Consider the following 16,001-nt stretch of genomic DNA (forward strand, 5'->3'; position numbering starts at 1 on the left):
GCAGAACAGCACCGGGACGATGACGATCACCGCCGACGACAGCACCGGCACCGGAGCGGGCTGGAACGTCACCGAGCAGGTGAGCAACTTGATCTACACCGGCAGCTACACCGGCACCGACATCCCGGCCGCCAACCTGGCCATCACCTCCGTCGGCGCCGTGACGGCCACCGCGGGACAGACCGTCGACAACACCGGCACGGATTTGTCGCCCACGGGTCCGCAGAGCGCGAACAAGACCAGCGGCGTGACCGGCACCCTCGAGACGGCGCGGACGGTCTTCCGGGCGGGCGTGAACTACGGTCTCGGCACGTACACCCTCCCGGTCAACCTCAACCTCGAGGTGCCCGCCGACAGCCGCGTCGGCACCTACACCGGGACGCTGACGACCACGATCACCAGCGCTCCGTGAGCCTTGCCATGAGCGGCTAGTCACACCGCGTGCCACACTGGAGCAGGGCCGGAGCGAGTTGTCCGGCCCTGCTCTGTTTCTGCCGATTGACGCCGACTGACTCCGAGGAGCCGAGCCCGTGTCCTTGCGCCACGTTCGTGCCGTGTCGGCCGTGCTGCTGGTCTCCACCTTCGCGGTGGTCACGGCAGGGCCTGCCGGGGCCTCTCTCACCGCCACCGTGGCCGACCTTGTGCTGCCCGCGACCCCGTACTCTCACCGGGCACAGACCACGTCGGGCAGGCTCGTGCTCACCGCTGCCGACAGCACCAGCGTGTGCACGCCGCCGGGGTCGGGTGTCGGCTCCGGCGCCGGCTGGCACGTGTCGGAGCAGGCCTCGGACCTGACCTACACCGGGCCCAACCATGGGGCGGACATCGCTGCGGCGAAGCTGGCGATCGTGTCCGTCGAAGAGCCCGTGGTCGTTGCCGGCATGCCCGTCGACCCCGTCGGAGGCCCACGCGTGCCCCACACGTCCCCGGTGGGCTCGCTCGACTCGCCACGCACGGTGCTCTCCGCCGAGCCGGGCTACGGGTGCGGCACCTACCGACAGGGCATCACGCTCGAACTGAGCATTCCCCCGCGCGCGCGGGCGGGGACCTATACCGCCACGATCACCACGACGATCGCCGCGGGACCGTGACGACGCGCGCCCGGGCGCCCTTGGCCGCCTCAGAGAAAGCACCCACCACCATGCTCGGATCACTCACGGGACGGGCCTCGGCGGTCCTGCTGACCATCGGTTGCCTCCTGGGTCTGTCGGCCGGTCCTTCGACGGCCGCCTCGACGACGCCCGCCGCCCAGCCCGTCAAGCTCAGCCTCAAGCCCGCGGGCCAGGCCGGCGCCTACTTCGACCTCGTCCTGCGGCCGGGCGAGACCAAACCGCTCAAGGTCGAGCTGGGCAACAACGCGGCCGTTCCCCTCGCCGCGCGCACCTATGCCGCGGACGCCTACACCATCATCAACGGAGGCTTCGGGGCGAGGGACCGCAACAGCCGGCCCACCGGCACGACGACCTGGCTGCGCTACGCCAACGAGGTGGTGCAGCTGCCTCCCGGGAGAGCGCAGCTGCGTTCGTTCACGGTCGCGGTCCCTCGGGGCACGGCGCCCGGGCAGTACCTCACGAGCCTCGTCCTGGAGAACGACCAGCCCGTGAAGGGATCGGGCGCCGTCGCCCTCGACCAGGTGATCCGTCAGGCCGTCGCGGTCTCCATCCGCGTGCCGGGGGCCGCGCGGCCGGCCCTGCGGCTGGGCGGCGCCGGGCACACAGTGGCGGCTGAGCACTCGGTCGTGCGCGTGAAGGTCACGAACGCCGGCAACATGAACCTCAAGCCGGCCGGCACGCTCGTCATCCACGACGACACGGGTCGCACGGTCTCGCAGGCCCCCATCACCATGGGGTCGTTCTACGCCCACGACACCACGTCCGTGGAGGCGACGCTCGGCGGGAAGCTGGCGCCAGGCCAGTACACCGCCGACCTCACCCTGACCGACGCGCCAACGAAGGTCACGGCGAAGGCGACCGGCCTGCGTTTCACCGTGGCGGCACCGGTGTCGAACACCTCCGGCGGAGCCGCGGTCGGACGGCTACCGGAGATCCTGCAGGGTGGGGGATCCGTGGGGCCCTACCTTGCAGCTGCGGGCGTCCTGCTCGTGCTGGCGCTGCTCCTCGTGCGACGCCGGGCACGGCGACGCCGCTCGTGAGCCGCCGCCTCCCAACGCGAGGCCACCGTGCGCGCGTGAGGTGGTCAGGCGCGCGATGACGGGAGCACGGTGTCCGGGAGCGCGCACGGTGGCGCAGGCGCCGACCAGTGACGCGGCACAGCCCGGAACCCCTTGCGGGGCCCGGGCGGTCGCGGCATACCAAGGGTGCCCCCGGCAGGATTCGAACCTGCGCTCCCGCCTCCGGAGGGCGGTGCTCTATCCCCTGAGCTACGGGGGCGGCCACCCGCACTTTCGTGCGCCCCGCGAGACTAGCAGCACCGCGCCGGGATCGAGGAATGCGCCCTCCCCGGCGGCTCGTAGACTCGCGCCCATGACGCCGGAGCAGCTGCGGTCGGCGATCGCCGACTCGGTGGCCGCGGCGGTGGGCGCGGGGGAGCTGCCCCCCGAGGCCCGCGGTGGCCCTCCCGGGGGCGTGCCGCTCCGGCCCGCCGAGGTGCGTCCGACCGGTGCGGACGCCGACTGGGTCTCGCCCGTCGCGATCCGGTGGGCGCCGTCGCTGCGCCTCTCACCGCGCGGCGTCGCCACCGTCCTCGCCGAGCGGCTCTGCGGCAGGCCCGACGTCGACGCGGTCGCGGTGGTGGGGGACGGGCTGCTGGCCCTCACCCTCAGCGACGCCGCGCGGTCGAGCATCGTCCCGGCGATCCTCGCCGCGCCGGACAGGTATGCCGCCGGCGGCCTGGGCTACGTCCGGGTGCCCGACGAGCCGGCCGGGTCCCGGCCGCCCGGTGACCCCGTGCGGCGGGTGCAGCTGTCGCATGCGCGACTCTGCCGCCTCCTTCGCAACGCCGCCGCCGCGGGGGTGCTCCTGCGGGGCGGCGAGCGGGTGGAGGAGCTCGCACTCGAGTCCGAGCGACGGCTCCTCGTGGCCCTCGCGGACCAGCCCGAGCGCCTGGCGCGCCATGCGTGCGACGACCAGGAGCTGCTCCGAGCTGTCGCCGACCTGGCGGCGCGTGCCGACGGGTGGACCCACCCGCTGCGGCCCGCCCGGCTCGGGGAGCCGGTGCTGGCGGTCCACGGCGCGCGGGTGGCTCTCGCGACCGCCGCTCGGATCGTCTTGCGCAATGGACTCGCCCGGCTCGGCGCGAGTGCCCCGGAGAGGATGTGAGGATGCGCGCACACGAAGCGGGAGCCCTGCACGCCGAGGGCTACGGTGGGCCCTCCTGGCTGCGACCGCCGGCCGACGTCAACGCCCTCGTCCCGTCGCTGTGGGCCCGGTCGGTCGAGCGAGGTGCCGACGGCGCGCTCACCGTCGGGGGGCTGAGCGCGCTGGAGCTCGCGCGCGAGTTCGGCACACCGGCATACGTCATCGACGAGGACGACTTCCGCTCTCGCGCAAGGGAGTTCAAGCAGACGTATGCCGAGGTCTTCTCGGGCATCGCCGGCGGGGTCGACGTCTACTACGCCGGCAAGGCGTTCCTGTGCACGGAGGTCGCCCGGTGGGTCAGGGAAGAGGACCTCTTCCTCGACGTCGCCTCCGGCGGCGAGCTCGCGGTGGCCGTCCGCGCGGGAGTGCCGGGCGAGCGGATCGGCGTGCACGGCAACAACAAGAGCGTGGCCGAGATCCGGGCCGCGCTCGACTACGGCGTCGGGCGGATCATCGTCGACTCGCTCCAGGAGATCGAGCGGGTCTCGGAGGTCGCGGCCGAGCTCGGCGTCGTCGCCCCGGTGCTCATCCGGGTCACCGTGGGGGTCGAGGCGCACACCCACGAGTTCATCGCCACCGCGCACGAGGACCAGAAGTTCGGCCTGTCCCTCGCCGGCGGCCACGCCCTCGAGGCCGCGAAGCGCGTCCTCGCCCGCCCGGACACCCTCCGGCTGCTCGGCCTGCACAGCCACATCGGCTCGCAGATCTTCGACACCTCCGGCTTCGAGGTGTCGACCCGGCGGATCCTCGGCCTGCATCTGCAGATCGCCCGGGAGCTCGGCCACGAGCTGCCCGAGCTCGACCTGGGCGGCGGCTTCGGCATCGCCTACACCACCCAGCACGACCCGCTCTCGCCGAAGCGCCTCGCCGAGGGCATGGCGCGCATCGTCGAGCTGGAGTGTCGTGCCGACGGCGTCGCGGTCCCGAGGATCTCGATCGAGCCCGGGCGGGCCATCGCGGGGCCGAGCACCTTCACGCTCTACGAGGTGGGGACGGTCAAGCCGGTCGACCTCGACGGCGGCGCCTCGCGCCTCTACGTGTCCGTGGACGGCGGGATGAGCGACAACGTGCGCACGGCTCTCTACGACGCGGACTACTCGTGCACGCTCGCGGGCCGCCGCTCGGACGCCGAGCCGGTGCTCGCCCGCGTCGTGGGCAAGCACTGCGAGAGCGGCGACATCGTCGTCAAGGACGAGTTCCTGCCGGGGGACGTGCGACCCGGGGACCTGCTGGCGGTGCCGGGGACCGGCGCCTACTGCCGGTCCCTGTCCAGCCAGTACAACCACACGCCCCGGCCCCCCGTCGTGGCCGTGCGGGGCGGGGAGGCGAGGGTCGTCGTGCGCCGTGAGACGATCGAGGACATCCTCGCCCTGGACGTCTGACGCCGGGAGGGGCCCGGCGACCCCTCGGGGGGGTGGAGATCCTCCGCCGCCGCTGTCCGGATCGCGAAACAATGCCCGTCCACCAGGCGGACGAACGGCAGGATTCCCACGTGGCAAGTGCAAGCAAGCAGTCCTTGCGGGTCGCCCTGCTCGGGTGCGGCGTCGTCGGCAGCGCCGTCGCGCGCCTGCTCACCGAGCACGCCGAGGACCTCGCGGCCCGGGTCGGGCGGCCTCTCGAGATCGTCGGCGTCGCGGTGCGCCGGGCCGGGCGGGACCGCTCCGAGACCGGCGTCGACGCGAGCCTCTTCACGACCGACGCGGAGGACCTCGTCACGCGGGCCGACGTCGTCGTCGAGGTCATCGGCGGCATCGAGCCGGCCCGCTCGCTCCTGCTGCGGGCGATGGCGCACGGCGCCTCCGTCGTCACCGCCAACAAGGCGCTCCTCGCCGAGGACGGGCCCACCCTGTATGCCGCGGCCGCGGAGCACGGCGTCGACCTCTACTACGAGGCGGCCGTCGCGGGCGCCATCCCGCTCCTGCGTCCGCTCCGGGAGTCGCTCGCGGGCGACGACGTGCGCCGGGTGCTCGGCATCGTCAACGGCACGACGAACTACGTCCTCGACAAGATGGACACCACGGGAGCCGGCTTCTCCGACGCGGTCGAGCAGGCACAGGCCCTCGGCTACGCCGAGGCCGACCCGACGGCCGACGTCGAGGGCTTCGACGCCGCCGCCAAGGCCGCGATCCTCGCCTCCCTTGCCTTCCACACCCGCGTGGCGAGCACCGACGTCTACCGGGAGGGCATCACCGAGGTGACGGCGGCCGACGTCGCGGCCGCGCGCGAGATGGACAGCGTCGTCAAGCTGCTCGCCATCTGTGAACGCACCGACAAGGGCGTGTCCGTGCGCGTGCACCCCGCGATGATCCCCCGCACCCACCCGCTGGCCGGGGTCCGCGAGGCGTTCAACGCCGTCTTCGTCGAGGCCGTCGCGGCCGGCGAGCTGATGTTCTACGGCAAGGGCGCCGGCGGCGACCCCACGGCCTCCGCGGTCCTCGGCGACCTCGTCGCCGTGGCGCGGCACCGGGTGGCCGGCGGGCTCGGGCCCGGCGAGTCGAGCTATGCCGACCTGCCCGTCCTCGACGTCGGCCAAGCGCTGACGCGCTACCACATCAGCCTCGAGATCGAGGACCGGTCCGGCGTGCTCGCCAAGGTCGCGGCGGCCTTCGCCGACAACGACGTGTCGATCGAGACGGTGCGCCAGCAGCTCGTGCCCGCCACCGAGGACGGCGGTGGCGGCGGGGCGATCCTCATCATCGTCACCCACACCGCGACGGACGCCGCCCTCAGCGCCACGGTCGAGGTGCTGCGCACCCTCGACGTCGTCCGCGGTGTCAACTCGGTCATGCGCGTGGAAGGGTCGTGATGGCGCACCAGTGGCGCGGTGTCATCCGCGAGTATGCCGATCGGCTGCCGATGCTGGAGGGCGCGCCGGTCGTCACCCTGCACGAGGGCGGCACCCCTCTCATCCACGCCGAGAAGCTGTCGGCCCGCGTCGGTGCCGAGGTCCATCTCAAGTACGAGGGGCTGAACCCCACCGGGTCGTTCAAGGACCGCGGCATGACGACGGCGATCTCCGTGGCGGCCGGCACGGGCGCCCGGGCGGTCATCTGCGCCTCGACGGGCAACACGAGCGCGTCCGCGGCGGCATACGCGACGAAGGCGGGAATGGCGTGCGGCGTGCTCGTGCCCGAGGGCAAGATCGCCATGGGCAAGCTCAGCCAGGCCATCGCCCACGGTGCCACCCTGCTGCAGGTCGACGGCAACTTCGACGACTGCCTCACCTTGGCCCGCAAGCTCGCCGAGGCGTATCCGGTCGAGCTGGTCAACTCGGTCAACCCGGCTCGGATCGAGGGGCAGAAGACGGCGGCGTTCGAGGTCGTCGACGCGCTCGGGGACGCGCCGGACATCCACTGCCTGCCGGTCGGCAACGCGGGCAACATCACGGCCTACTGGCGGGGCTACCGCGAGTACTGCGCCGATCCCGAGGTGAGCCCCACTCCGGGACCGGCCACCCGGCTGCCTGCGATGTGGGGCTTCCAGGCCGTCGGGGCGGCGCCGATCGTCCTCGGCCACCCGGTCGACCACCCCGAGACCATCGCCACCGCCATCCGCATCGGCAACCCCGCCTCGTGGGCGCAGGCGATCGTCGCCCGGGACGAGTCCGGTGGGCGCATCGACGCCGTGACGGACGAGCAGATCCTCGAGGCGCACCGCTACCTGTCGGCCGAGGAGGGCGTCTTCGTCGAGCCCGGGTCGGCGGCCTCGGTCGCCGGGCTGCTCGCCTGCGCGGCGGCCGGCCTCGTGCCCAGCGGGGCGCGGATCGTGTGCACCGTGACCGGGCACGGCTTGAAGGACCCACAGTGGGCGCTGCGGACGGCCGACGGTTCCGAGGTGGTGCCGACCCGCGTCCCGGTCGACGCCGTCTCCGCCGCCCGTGCCCTCGGGCTCGAGGACTGACCCGGGTGACGAGCGTTCCTGCCGGCCGGTCCGTCGCCGTCCGGGTGCCGGCGAGCAGCGCCAACCTCGGTCCGGGTTTCGACTCCCTCGGGCTGGCGCTCGGGCTGTGGGACGAGTATCTCTTCACGACCGTCGCCGAGCCCGGGCTGAGAGTCGAGGTGACCGGTGAGGACGCGGCGGACGTGCCGACCGACGAGTCCCACCTCGTGCTGGCGACGATGTGGCACACGTGGGACCTGCTCGGCGCGAAGCCGCCCGCCGGGTTGGCGCTCGAGGCTCGCAACGGCATCCCCCACGGGCGCGGACTCGGGTCGTCTGCCGCGGCCATCGTCGCGGGCGTCGTTGCGGCGCAAGCACTTTCGGCCCGTTGCCTTCCTGGGCGAGGCTCGGAGGTGGCGATCGACCTCGAGCTGGCCGGCGACGTGTCGAGCCGCCTCGAGGGGCACCCGGACAACGCCTCGGCAAGCGTCCACGGCGGCCTGACGGTCAGCCTCATCCCGGACGACTCCGGTCGCGACGCGGGCGACCGGACGGTCACGGCCAGCCCTGCCCTGCATCCCGACGTCGACGTCGTCGTGTTCGTCCCGCAGGAGCAGCTCCCGACCCGCACCGCGCGAGCGGTGCTGCCCGAGTCGGTCCCGCTCGCGGCCGCGGCGGCCAACGCCGGGCGGGCCGCCCTGCTCGTGCATGCGCTCACCACCGAGCCGCGCCACCTGCACCCGGCCACGCGCGACTGGCTGCACCAGGACGCTCGGCGCACGGCATACCCGGACTCCATGGGACTCGTCGACGCGCTGCGCGCCGACGGGCATGCCGCGGTGATCTCCGGCGCCGGGCCGAGCGTGCTCGTCCTGACGCGGCGCGCCGTGGCCGATGCCGTGCAGGCCGGGGGGCCCGCCGGACGGTGGCGCCGGCTGATGCCCGGGATCCCGCAGCGGGGCGTGGTCGTGACCGTCGCCTGACGACCGCGGCCCCCCCAAGTCGCGTGGCCAGTTCGGTGAAGTGGGTGCAGTCGGGGGTCGTGCGGAAGTGGCCACTCGACGGGGCGGCTTGGGTCGAGTGGCCAGTTCGGTGCAGTCGGTGCAGTCGGGGCCCGTGCGGAAGTGGCCACTCGACGGGGCACTAGACCGGGGGATGGGCGGGCCACCTGCCCGGATGAGCCCACCGGAGTGTTACATTGGGTCAGCACCACGGCCGCGGCAGTGCAGGCTGGTGTTCATCCCCACGCAGAGTCGACCTCGCTCGTCTCTCGGCACAGTGCGTGCCGCGTGGAATCCATGTCGGCCAGAGACGCCTGGCCCAAGCCCGGCCCCGCGGAGGTATCCCGGGCCGCAACGAGGGGGAAGGATCCTTCGTGTCAGAGACCACGACCCGTCCGGTGTCCGGCCTGTCGGCCATGAAGCTGGACGAGCTCAAGGGCGTCGCGTCGTCCATGGGCATCACGGGCACCGCGAAGATGCGCAAGAGCGACCTCGTCGAGGCGATTCGCGCGCGGCAGGCGGGGGAGCTGCCCGCCCCGTCGGTCGGGCGATCCTCGCGTGCAGCACGCCGCGGACTGCCGGCGGCAGAGGCCGCCGAGGCAACTGCGGCACCGGCCCCTTATGGAGACGTCGCAGCGACGGTGCCCGGCGCCGCAGCATCGGATGAGCCGGTGAGCCCAGGGTCCCGCGAGCCTGGCGGTGACGGCCCTGTCGGCCGTGGCGGCCGGGGGCGCCCCGAGACCCGCCCCGGAGGCGGTCCCGAGAGCCGCCCCGAGCAGCGGCCCGAGGCGCGGCCCGAGCCGGACACCGACTATCGCGGGGTCCGCCCTCCGACGAGTGCTACCGAGGCGGTCGACGCGGAGCTGCGGGACCGCCAGCAGGCGCGGGAGGCTGACGCGGGTGAGAGCCGTCGTCGTCGCACCCGCCACCTCGACCGGGGCGGCGACCGCATCGATGCGCGTGACCCGAGCCAGCGCAGGCCCGAGCGACCCGACCAGCGGGACGACCGCGGCGACCGCGAGCAGGGTGGCGAGCGGTACGAGGGCGGCCCAGATCGAGAGCAGCGGCGCGAATACGGTGACCGCCAGCGCCAGTTCGACCGTGCCGAGGGTGCCGACCGTGCCGACCGTGCCGACCGTGCCGACCGGGCCGAGGGTGCCGGCGGCGTCCGGCAGGAGCAGGCTGACCGGCACGAGCAGGCTGACCGGCAGGGCCGCAGCGACCGCCAGGGCGAGCAGGACCACGGGGGACTGCAGCAGGGTGCGCAGGCCCAGGCCGTGCAGAACCGCCAGCCGGGCCGCTACGACGACGACGACCGCGGCGGTCGCCGTGGGCGCAACCGCCAGCGCAGTAGGGACCGCAAGCGTGGCCGTGGTCGTGAGGGGCAGGACTGGGGCGAGCCTGACGTGCTCGTGGCCGAGGACGACGTGCTCGTGCCCGTCGCCGGCATCCTCGACGTCCTCGACAACTACGCGTTCGTGCGCACCTCCGGCTACCTCCCCGGCCCCAACGACGTCTACGTGCCGCTGGGGATGGTGAAGAAGAACGGCCTGCGCAAGGGCGACGCCGTCACGGGGGCGGTCCGGGCGCTGCGCGACGGTGAGGCGCCGCAGGGCAACGTCGGGCGCCAGAAGTACAACGCGCTCGTGCGCCTCGACACCGTCAACGGCGGCACCCCGGAGGAGGCCGGCAGGCGCGTCGAGTTCCAGAAGCTGACCCCGCTCTACCCGCAGCAGCGACTGCGGCTCGAGACGGAGTCGCACGTCCTCACGACCCGGATGATCGACCTCGTGGCGCCCATCGGCAAGGGGCAGCGGGGGCTCATCGTCGCCCCGGCGAAGGCCGGCAAGACGATGGTGATGCAGGCGCTCGCCAACGCCATCACCACGAACAACCCGGAGTGCCACCTCATGGTCGTCCTCGTCGACGAGCGTCCCGAGGAGGTCACCGACATGGAGCGGGCCGTCAAGGGCGAGGTCATCTCATCGACCTTCGACCGGCCGGCAGAGGACCACACGACCGTGGCCGAGCTGTCGATCGAGCGCGCCAAGCGACTCGTCGAGCTCGGACACGACGTCGTCGTGCTGCTCGACTCGATCACCAAGCTCGGCCGGGCCTACAACCTCGCCGCTCCCGCGTCGGGGCGCATCCTCTCCGGCGGGGTCGACTCGGCGGCGCTCTACCCGCCGAAGAAGTTCTTCGGCGCCGCGCGCAACATCGAGAACGGTGGCTCCCTCACCATCCTCGCGACCGCCCTCGTGGAGACCGGCTCCAAGATGGACGAGGTGATCTTCGAGGAGTTCAAGGGCACCGGCAACATGGAGCTGCGTCTCTCTCGCGACCTCGCGAACCGGCGGATCTTCCCTGCGGTCGACATCAACAGCTCCGGGACGCGCCGCGAGGAGATCCTGCTCGCGGCCGAGGAGCTGAAGATCATGTGGAAGCTGCGTCGGGTGCTGGCCGCCCTCGACCCGCAGCAGGCCGTGGAGCTGCTCATCGACCGGCTCAAGAAGACGCGGTCCAACTTCGAGTTCCTCACCCAGGTGCAGCAGACCAGCTCGATCCGGTTGGGCGAGGAGTGACCGCGGGCCCGACCACGGGGTGAGCGGCGAGGGCGGTGCCGGACGGCATCGCCCTCGCGCTTCACCCGGCGGAGGTGGCGGGTGCCGTCTCATCGCTGGCCCGGGTGTGCTAAGGCCGACGTTTCGTCCGGTATTTTGGTGTCGTGCACCTTTTATGTGGGCGCGGTATGCCGTGAGCAGCCCCGCCGTGACTCGCGTCCTCGTCGCCGAGGACGACGCGGACATCCGCGACCTCGTCGCGTTCAAGCTCGGCCAGGCCGGCTACGCCATTGAGGCGTTCGCCGACGGCGCGAGCGCCTGGGAGGCGTTCGAGCGCAACCCGCCCCAGCTGGCGGTCCTCGACGTCATGATGCCCGGGCTCTCGGGCCTCGACGTCCTGCGCCGCATTCGCGACAGCGCGCACGCCTCCGTGCCCGTCCTGCTGCTCAGCGCCAAGTCCCGGGACACCGACGTCGACACCGGGTTCGCGGTGGGCGCCGACGACTACGTCATCAAGCCGTTCAGCGCGCGTGAGCTGCTCCACCGGGTCAACGGCATGCTGGCCCGGTCGCGGTGACCGGCGGGCCGCTGCTGGCGCTCACGGCCGCTGTGCTCGCGGCGTGCGTGTCGCTGGTGGTGGCGGTCGTCGTGGTCAAGGCGCGCCGGACGTTGCTGGGCCGCCGGGACGCCGCCCTGCTCGCCGACCTGCGTCCGATCCTCATCGAGGTCGCCGCCGACGAGGACGACTCGGGGCAAGGGCGGTCGGCTCTCGCGGCCGTGACGGGTGCGGCCCGCCCCGCCCTCGACCGGAGCATCGTCGCGATGCTCACGAAGATCCGCGGCCTGCCCGCCGAGTCGCTCGTCGACGTGCTCGAGGCGCACGGGGCGGTGGCTGCAGCAGAGCGCGACCTGGGGGCGCGCTCTCCCATCCGCCGCGCCCACGCCGCGCAGCTGCTCGGGCTCGCCCGCAGCGACGAAGCCGTGCCCTCGCTCGTCGAGGCGCTCCACGACCCCGCGGGTGAGGTCCGGACCTCAGCGGCATACGCACTCGGTCTCATCGGGGACCCCACAGCCGCGGGCCCGCTCCTGGCCGCCCTCGGCTCGGACGGGGGCGTGCCCGCCAGCACCGCCGCGGACGCCCTCCAGGCCATGGGCATGGGCATCGCCGACGCGCTGGTCGACGGGCTGTCCAACGCCGATCCCCGCGTCCGCACCGTGGCCGCCCACGTGAGCGGCTGGGGCAGCTTCGTGCGCTCCGTGCCCCCCATGCGCGCGCTCCTCGCCTCCGACCCGGACCTCGTGGTCCGCGAGGCCTGCGCCGTCGCGCTGGGCCGCGCCGGTCGGGCCGAGGACGTCGGGGTCCTCGCGCGCCACCTCGCGCCATCCGAGCCGCTGTCCCTGCGTCGGATGTGCGCGCTCGCGCTGCGCGATCTCGGCGACCCTGCCGCCGTGCCGGCGCTCGAGGCGCTCCTCGTGGACCGGGACCCGCGGCTCGCCGAGCACGCGGCCGCCGCCCTGCTGGAGCTGGGGCCCTGGGGGCGCACGGCGCTGGAGGGGCATTCCGGCCCCGCCATCGAGACGGCCCGACTCGTCGCCATGCTGCAGCACGGGGTCCTGGTGTGAGCTGGGAGGACCTGATCGTGGACGCGCGCGGCGGTCTCGCCGCGGTCATGCACGTGTCGTCGGCACCCGTCATGGCCTACTTCGTCCTCGTCAACACCTCCCTCGTGGTGCTCATCACCGTGGCCTACGTGGAGTTCCGCGCGCAGCAGCGGCGACGGGCCGCCGCGGTCGCGTGGGAGGGCGGGTCGCTCGCTCCCGGTGTGTCCCTCCTCGTGCCGGCCTACAACGAGGAGGCGGGGATCGTCACCGCCGTCGTCTCGCTGCTGTCCCTGCGCTATCCGCGCCACGAGGTCGTGGTCGTCGACGACGGCAGCGTCGACCGCACCTTCGAGCGGCTGGAGCAGGCGTTCGACCTCGTGCAGGTGCCCCGGCAGCTGCCCACCGACATCCCCACCGGGGAAGGGTCCTCGGCGTGCACGTCCCGCGCGACGGACGCACCCCGCTCGTCGTGGTCCGCAAGGAGAACTCGGGCCGCTCCGACGCGGTCAACGTGGGCATCAACGCCGCGAGCGAGCAGCTCGTCGCGATGATCGACGGAGACTCCATTCTCGAGCCCGATGCCCTGCTGCACGTCACCCGACCCTTCGCCGACGACCCCACGCGGATGGTGGCGACCGGCGGGGCCATCCGCCCGGTCAACGGCAGCAAGGTCGTCTCGGGTCGCATCGTCCGGGTGGAGATGGCGCGCACGTGGCTTCCGCGCATCCAGGTCGTCGAGTACCTGCGGGCCTTCCTGCTCGGCCGCACCGGCTGGTCGCGCCTCAACTCCCTCATCCTCATCAGCGGCGCGTTCGGCCTGTTCCGGCGCGACGTCGTCGTCGAGGTGGGGGGGCTCGACACGCACAGCATCGGCGAGGACTTCGAGCTCGTGCTGCGCATCCACAAGCACCTGAGTGACGCCGGGCGGGACTATCGGGTGCAGTTCGTGCCGGAGCCCGTGTCGTGGACCGAGGTGCCCTCGACGTTGCGCGTGCTGCGCAACCAGCGCCGGCGGTGGCATCGGGGACTGTGGGAGACGCTCTGGGCCTACCGCGGGATGCTCTTCCGGCGGCGCTACGGACGGGTTGGCTGGCTGGCCCTGCCCTACTACTGGGTCTTCGAGCTGTGCGCGCCGCTGCTCGAGCTCTTCGGGCTCGTCCTCGTGCCGCTGGCCCTCGCCCTCCAGCTCGTCGACGGCACGTATGCCGGTCTGCTGCTCCTCCTCGCCTACGCGTATGCCGTGCTCGTGACCCTCGCCGCCATGCTCGTCGACGAGTGGGCCTTCCACAAGCACGAGCGGTGGCGCGCGATCGGGATCACCATCGCGGCCTCGGTCCTCGAGAACCTCGGCTACCGCCAGCTCACCGTGTGGTGGCGCCTCGAGGGCTGGTGGGCGAGCCTGCGCGGACGGGCCCAGGTCTGGGGCGTCATGACGCGCACCGGCTTCGACGAGGAGGCGGCGTGAGCGGGCGCAGGAGGATGTGGGCCGAGGGGTCCGTCATCCGGCGGATCAAGGTGCTCGCCACCTTGGTCCTCCTCCTGCTCGCCGTGGCGGCGGGCGCCACGCTGCAGGTCGGACGGGAGCAGGCGCAGGTCGAGGCGGCGCTGTCCACGGCGCTCGTCCCCGCCCTCGAGGCCAACAGCACCGCGCTGCTGACGATGGCGCACGTGGACCGCGAGTGGGAGGACCAGGTCGCCGGCTCGGCGGCGGAGGGACCGCACGCCGCCCACCGAGCGGCAGCGTTGGAGCAGCTCGACCGGCTCCACGTCTTCCTCCGGCGGCCGACCCTGTCCGCCGTGGACCGGGCCGCCCTGGAGGCCCTCGAGTCGACCGCGAGGAGGGCGGCGTCGCGGTGGTTCGCCGCGGTCGACGCCGCCGCGGCGGGTTCCGGCCGCTCCGATGTCCAGACGACGGCACGGACCATCGCCCGCCGCGCCTTCGCCGACTTCATCGCCGCGAACGGCCGCCTGCAGGTGCAGCTGCGCTCGACGCGCAACGGCTTGGCCGACCAGGCGACGCACGCCGACGGTGTGCGCAACGGGATCGCCGTCGGCGTCATGGTGGCGTCCGCGATCCTCGTCATCGGGGGGGCGACGAGCGTGATCCACTCGCTGGGTCGTCCGCTCGAGCGGCTTCGAGCGGTCGTCCAACGGCAGGGCGCCGGCGACGTCATGGCCATGGCCGACCCCGCGGACGGGCCGCTGGAGCTGCGTGCTCTCGCCCGCGAGTTCAACGACCTCACCCGGGCCAACAGCCGGCTCCACGACCAGCAGGCCGAGGCGCTGCGGCTGCACCAGATGGTGCTCGACGTGGCGGCCGCCATCGGAGCCTCCGACGACGTCGGCAGCGCGCTCGAGCTCGTCTGCGCGAGACTGGGCATCGGCCTCGGGGCCGACCGGGTCCTGTTCTACTCGCTCGCGAAGGGCTCGTCGTCGGTCGAGGACCGGGCCGAGTGGCATCGCGAGGCGCTCCCTCCCCTGTCGCCGCTGCCGCGCTCCCTCGCCCGGCAGGTCCGGGCCATGAACCGGGCGCTGCGCGGCCAGGGCTACCTCGCCATCGAGGACCTGCGCGCGCAGCCGATGGCGAGCAACCCGCGCGCCATCGCCTTCCACCGGGCCACGGCCGCGTGGGCGGCGCTGCTCCTGCCGGTCGGCTCCGGTGGGCGCGGGCTCGGCGTGCTGGCGGTGCTCATGGTCGAGCGGCCCCGGGCATGGCGTCCAGCGGAGGTCCAGGCCGCGCAGCAGTTCGCGAACATCGCCGCGGAGACCATCGCCCAGCTGCGCCTGGCCGAGCTGCAGGAGGAGCAGGTCCGCCGCCTGATGGAGCTGGACCGGCACAAGACCGACTTCATCGGCACCGTCAGCCACGAGCTGCGGACCCCGCTGACGTCCATCAAGGGCTACGTCGAGCTGCTGGAGGACGGCGACTTCGGGGACGTCAGCCCGGGGCAGCGGACGGCTCTCGGGGTCATCGGGCGCAACGCCTCGCGCCTGGGCGGCCTCATCGAGGACCTGCTCGTGCTCAACAAGATCGAGTCGTCGGGCCTCTCCCGCTCTCTTCAGGACGTCGCGGTGACCGACCTCGTGGGGCAGGTCGTCGAGACGATCCGCCCCATGGCCGCCGCCGGCGACGTGTCGGTCGTGTGCGCCGACATCGCCGAGGACCTCTCCATCCACGTCGACCGCGGCCAGCTCGAACGCGTCCTGATCAACCTCGGCTCCAACGCCGTGAAGTTCACGCCCCGGGGCGGCACGGCGACCTTCGCCGCGCGGCCGATCGACGGGCATGTCGAGATCTCGGTGAGCGACACGGGCATCGGCATTCCGAGTGCCGATCTCGCCCGACTCTCCGAGCGCTTCTTCCGCGCCGGCAACGCGCACTCCGCGGCCATTCCCGGGACCGGCCTCGGCCTGACGATCGTGCGCAGCATCGTGGAGGGCCACGGTGGCACGCTGCGCGTCTCGTCGGTGGAGGGCAGCGGCACGACGATGCGGGTACTGCTGCCGCGCAGCGGCACCAGGGGCGAGTTGCACCCGGTGGGGGCGATCGCCGGGGGAAGGGCCGTCACCGCGCCGGAGCAGCGCCGTGGTCGCGGCGCGAGCGCCTGACCGGGCGGAATACACCAGCCCTGGCGGTGGTT

14 protein-coding genes and 1 tRNA gene are annotated in these 16,001 nt (G+C 73.1%); 14 read left to right on the forward strand and 1 reads right to left on the reverse strand.

Annotated features, from left to right (window positions below; all coding sequences use genetic code 11):
* The 3 genes from VFJ94_RS13555 to VFJ94_RS13565 all read left to right on the forward strand — a co-directional run.
* The coding region (locus VFJ94_RS13555; protein WP_325004749.1) for a hypothetical protein at positions 1 to 412 on the forward strand (412 nt) is incomplete at its 5' end.
* Between the two features lie 118 nt (positions 413 to 530).
* Positions 531 to 1,091, forward strand: a complete 561-nt coding sequence (locus tag VFJ94_RS13560) for a hypothetical protein (protein ID WP_325004750.1) — start codon at positions 531 to 533, stop codon at positions 1,089 to 1,091.
* A gap of 50 nt (positions 1,092 to 1,141) precedes the next feature.
* Complete coding sequence (locus VFJ94_RS13565; RefSeq protein WP_325004751.1) at positions 1,142 to 2,152, forward strand: WxL protein peptidoglycan domain-containing protein; 1,011 nt, start codon at positions 1,142 to 1,144, stop codon at positions 2,150 to 2,152.
* Between the two features lie 166 nt (positions 2,153 to 2,318).
* Here VFJ94_RS13565 and VFJ94_RS13570 read toward each other — a convergent pair.
* A tRNA-Arg gene (locus VFJ94_RS13570) sits at positions 2,319 to 2,390 on the reverse strand.
* A 93-nt stretch (positions 2,391 to 2,483) separates the two neighbouring features.
* On the opposite strand from VFJ94_RS13570, the gene VFJ94_RS13575 reads away from it, so the two are divergent.
* The 11 genes from VFJ94_RS13575 (at position 2,484) to VFJ94_RS13625 (ending at position 15,969) form a co-directional block, all read left to right on the forward strand.
* Complete coding sequence (locus VFJ94_RS13575; protein ID WP_325004752.1) at positions 2,484 to 3,278, forward strand: DALR anticodon-binding domain-containing protein; 795 nt, start codon at positions 2,484 to 2,486, stop codon at positions 3,276 to 3,278.
* 2 nt (positions 3,279 to 3,280) lie between these two features.
* Positions 3,281 to 4,699 (forward strand): diaminopimelate decarboxylase, encoded by a 1,419-nt coding sequence (gene lysA, locus VFJ94_RS13580; RefSeq protein ID WP_325004753.1) that lies wholly within the window; start codon positions 3,281 to 3,283, stop codon positions 4,697 to 4,699.
* Positions 4,700 to 4,770: 71 nt separating this feature from the next.
* Positions 4,771 to 6,123: a homoserine dehydrogenase gene (locus VFJ94_RS13585; RefSeq protein WP_414654615.1), complete on the forward strand. Its 1,353-nt coding sequence runs from the start codon at positions 4,771 to 4,773 to the stop codon at positions 6,121 to 6,123.
* Positions 6,123 to 7,217 (forward strand): threonine synthase, encoded by a 1,095-nt coding sequence (thrC, locus tag VFJ94_RS13590; protein ID WP_325004779.1) that lies wholly within the window; start codon positions 6,123 to 6,125, stop codon positions 7,215 to 7,217. The genes VFJ94_RS13585 and thrC overlap by 1 nt, the downstream gene beginning before the upstream one ends.
* Positions 7,218 to 7,222: 5 nt before the next feature.
* Positions 7,223 to 8,179 (forward strand): homoserine kinase, encoded by a 957-nt coding sequence (thrB, locus tag VFJ94_RS13595; RefSeq protein ID WP_325004755.1) that lies wholly within the window; start codon positions 7,223 to 7,225, stop codon positions 8,177 to 8,179.
* Positions 8,180 to 8,613: 434 nt separating this feature from the next.
* Entirely contained in the window at positions 8,614 to 10,779 is a 2,166-nt protein-coding gene (rho, locus tag VFJ94_RS13600) for a transcription termination factor Rho (RefSeq protein ID WP_414654616.1), read from the forward strand.
* A 187-nt stretch (positions 10,780 to 10,966) separates the two neighbouring features.
* Positions 10,967 to 11,335, forward strand: a complete 369-nt coding sequence (locus tag VFJ94_RS13605) for a response regulator (protein WP_325004757.1) — start codon at positions 10,967 to 10,969, stop codon at positions 11,333 to 11,335.
* Positions 11,332 to 12,381 carry a HEAT repeat domain-containing protein gene (locus tag VFJ94_RS13610; protein WP_325004758.1) on the forward strand — a complete coding sequence of 350 codons (1,050 nt, stop codon included), beginning with the start codon at positions 11,332 to 11,334 and terminating at the stop codon, positions 12,379 to 12,381. Before VFJ94_RS13605 ends, VFJ94_RS13610 begins: the two co-directional genes overlap by 4 nt.
* Positions 12,378 to 12,911, forward strand: a complete 534-nt coding sequence (locus VFJ94_RS13615; RefSeq protein ID WP_325004759.1) for a glycosyltransferase — start codon at positions 12,378 to 12,380, stop codon at positions 12,909 to 12,911. The genes VFJ94_RS13610 and VFJ94_RS13615 overlap by 4 nt, the downstream gene beginning before the upstream one ends.
* Positions 12,794 to 13,825 carry a glycosyltransferase family 2 protein gene (locus VFJ94_RS13620; RefSeq protein ID WP_325004760.1) on the forward strand — a complete coding sequence of 344 codons (1,032 nt, stop codon included), beginning with the start codon at positions 12,794 to 12,796 and terminating at the stop codon, positions 13,823 to 13,825. Before VFJ94_RS13615 ends, VFJ94_RS13620 begins: the two co-directional genes overlap by 118 nt.
* Positions 13,822 to 15,969 (forward strand): sensor histidine kinase, encoded by a 2,148-nt coding sequence (locus VFJ94_RS13625; protein ID WP_325004761.1) that lies wholly within the window; start codon positions 13,822 to 13,824, stop codon positions 15,967 to 15,969. Before VFJ94_RS13620 ends, VFJ94_RS13625 begins: the two co-directional genes overlap by 4 nt.
* Positions 15,970 to 16,001 lie beyond the last annotated feature (32 nt).

It is taken from the genome of Intrasporangium sp. (assembly GCF_035688975.1).
Lineage (GTDB): Bacteria > Actinomycetota > Actinomycetes > Actinomycetales > Dermatophilaceae > CALMNV01.

What these genes read in the sequence shown, in the direction of transcription:
- rho (WP_414654616.1), top strand. Translation starts at nt 8,614, where the DNA reads ATGAAGCTGGACGAGCTCAAGGGCGTCGCGTCGTCCATGGGCATCACG.
- thrC (WP_325004779.1), top strand. Translation starts at nt 6,123, where the DNA reads ATGGCGCACCAGTGGCGCGGTGTCATCCGCGAGTATGCCGATCGGCTG.
- VFJ94_RS13575 (WP_325004752.1), top strand. Translation starts at nt 2,484, where the DNA reads ATGACGCCGGAGCAGCTGCGGTCGGCGATCGCCGACTCGGTGGCCGCG.
- VFJ94_RS13585 (WP_414654615.1), top strand. Translation starts at nt 4,771, where the DNA reads ATGCCCGTCCACCAGGCGGACGAACGGCAGGATTCCCACGTGGCAAGT.
- lysA (WP_325004753.1), top strand. Translation starts at nt 3,281, where the DNA reads ATGCGCGCACACGAAGCGGGAGCCCTGCACGCCGAGGGCTACGGTGGG.
- VFJ94_RS13565 (WP_325004751.1), top strand. Translation starts at nt 1,142, where the DNA reads ATGCTCGGATCACTCACGGGACGGGCCTCGGCGGTCCTGCTGACCATC.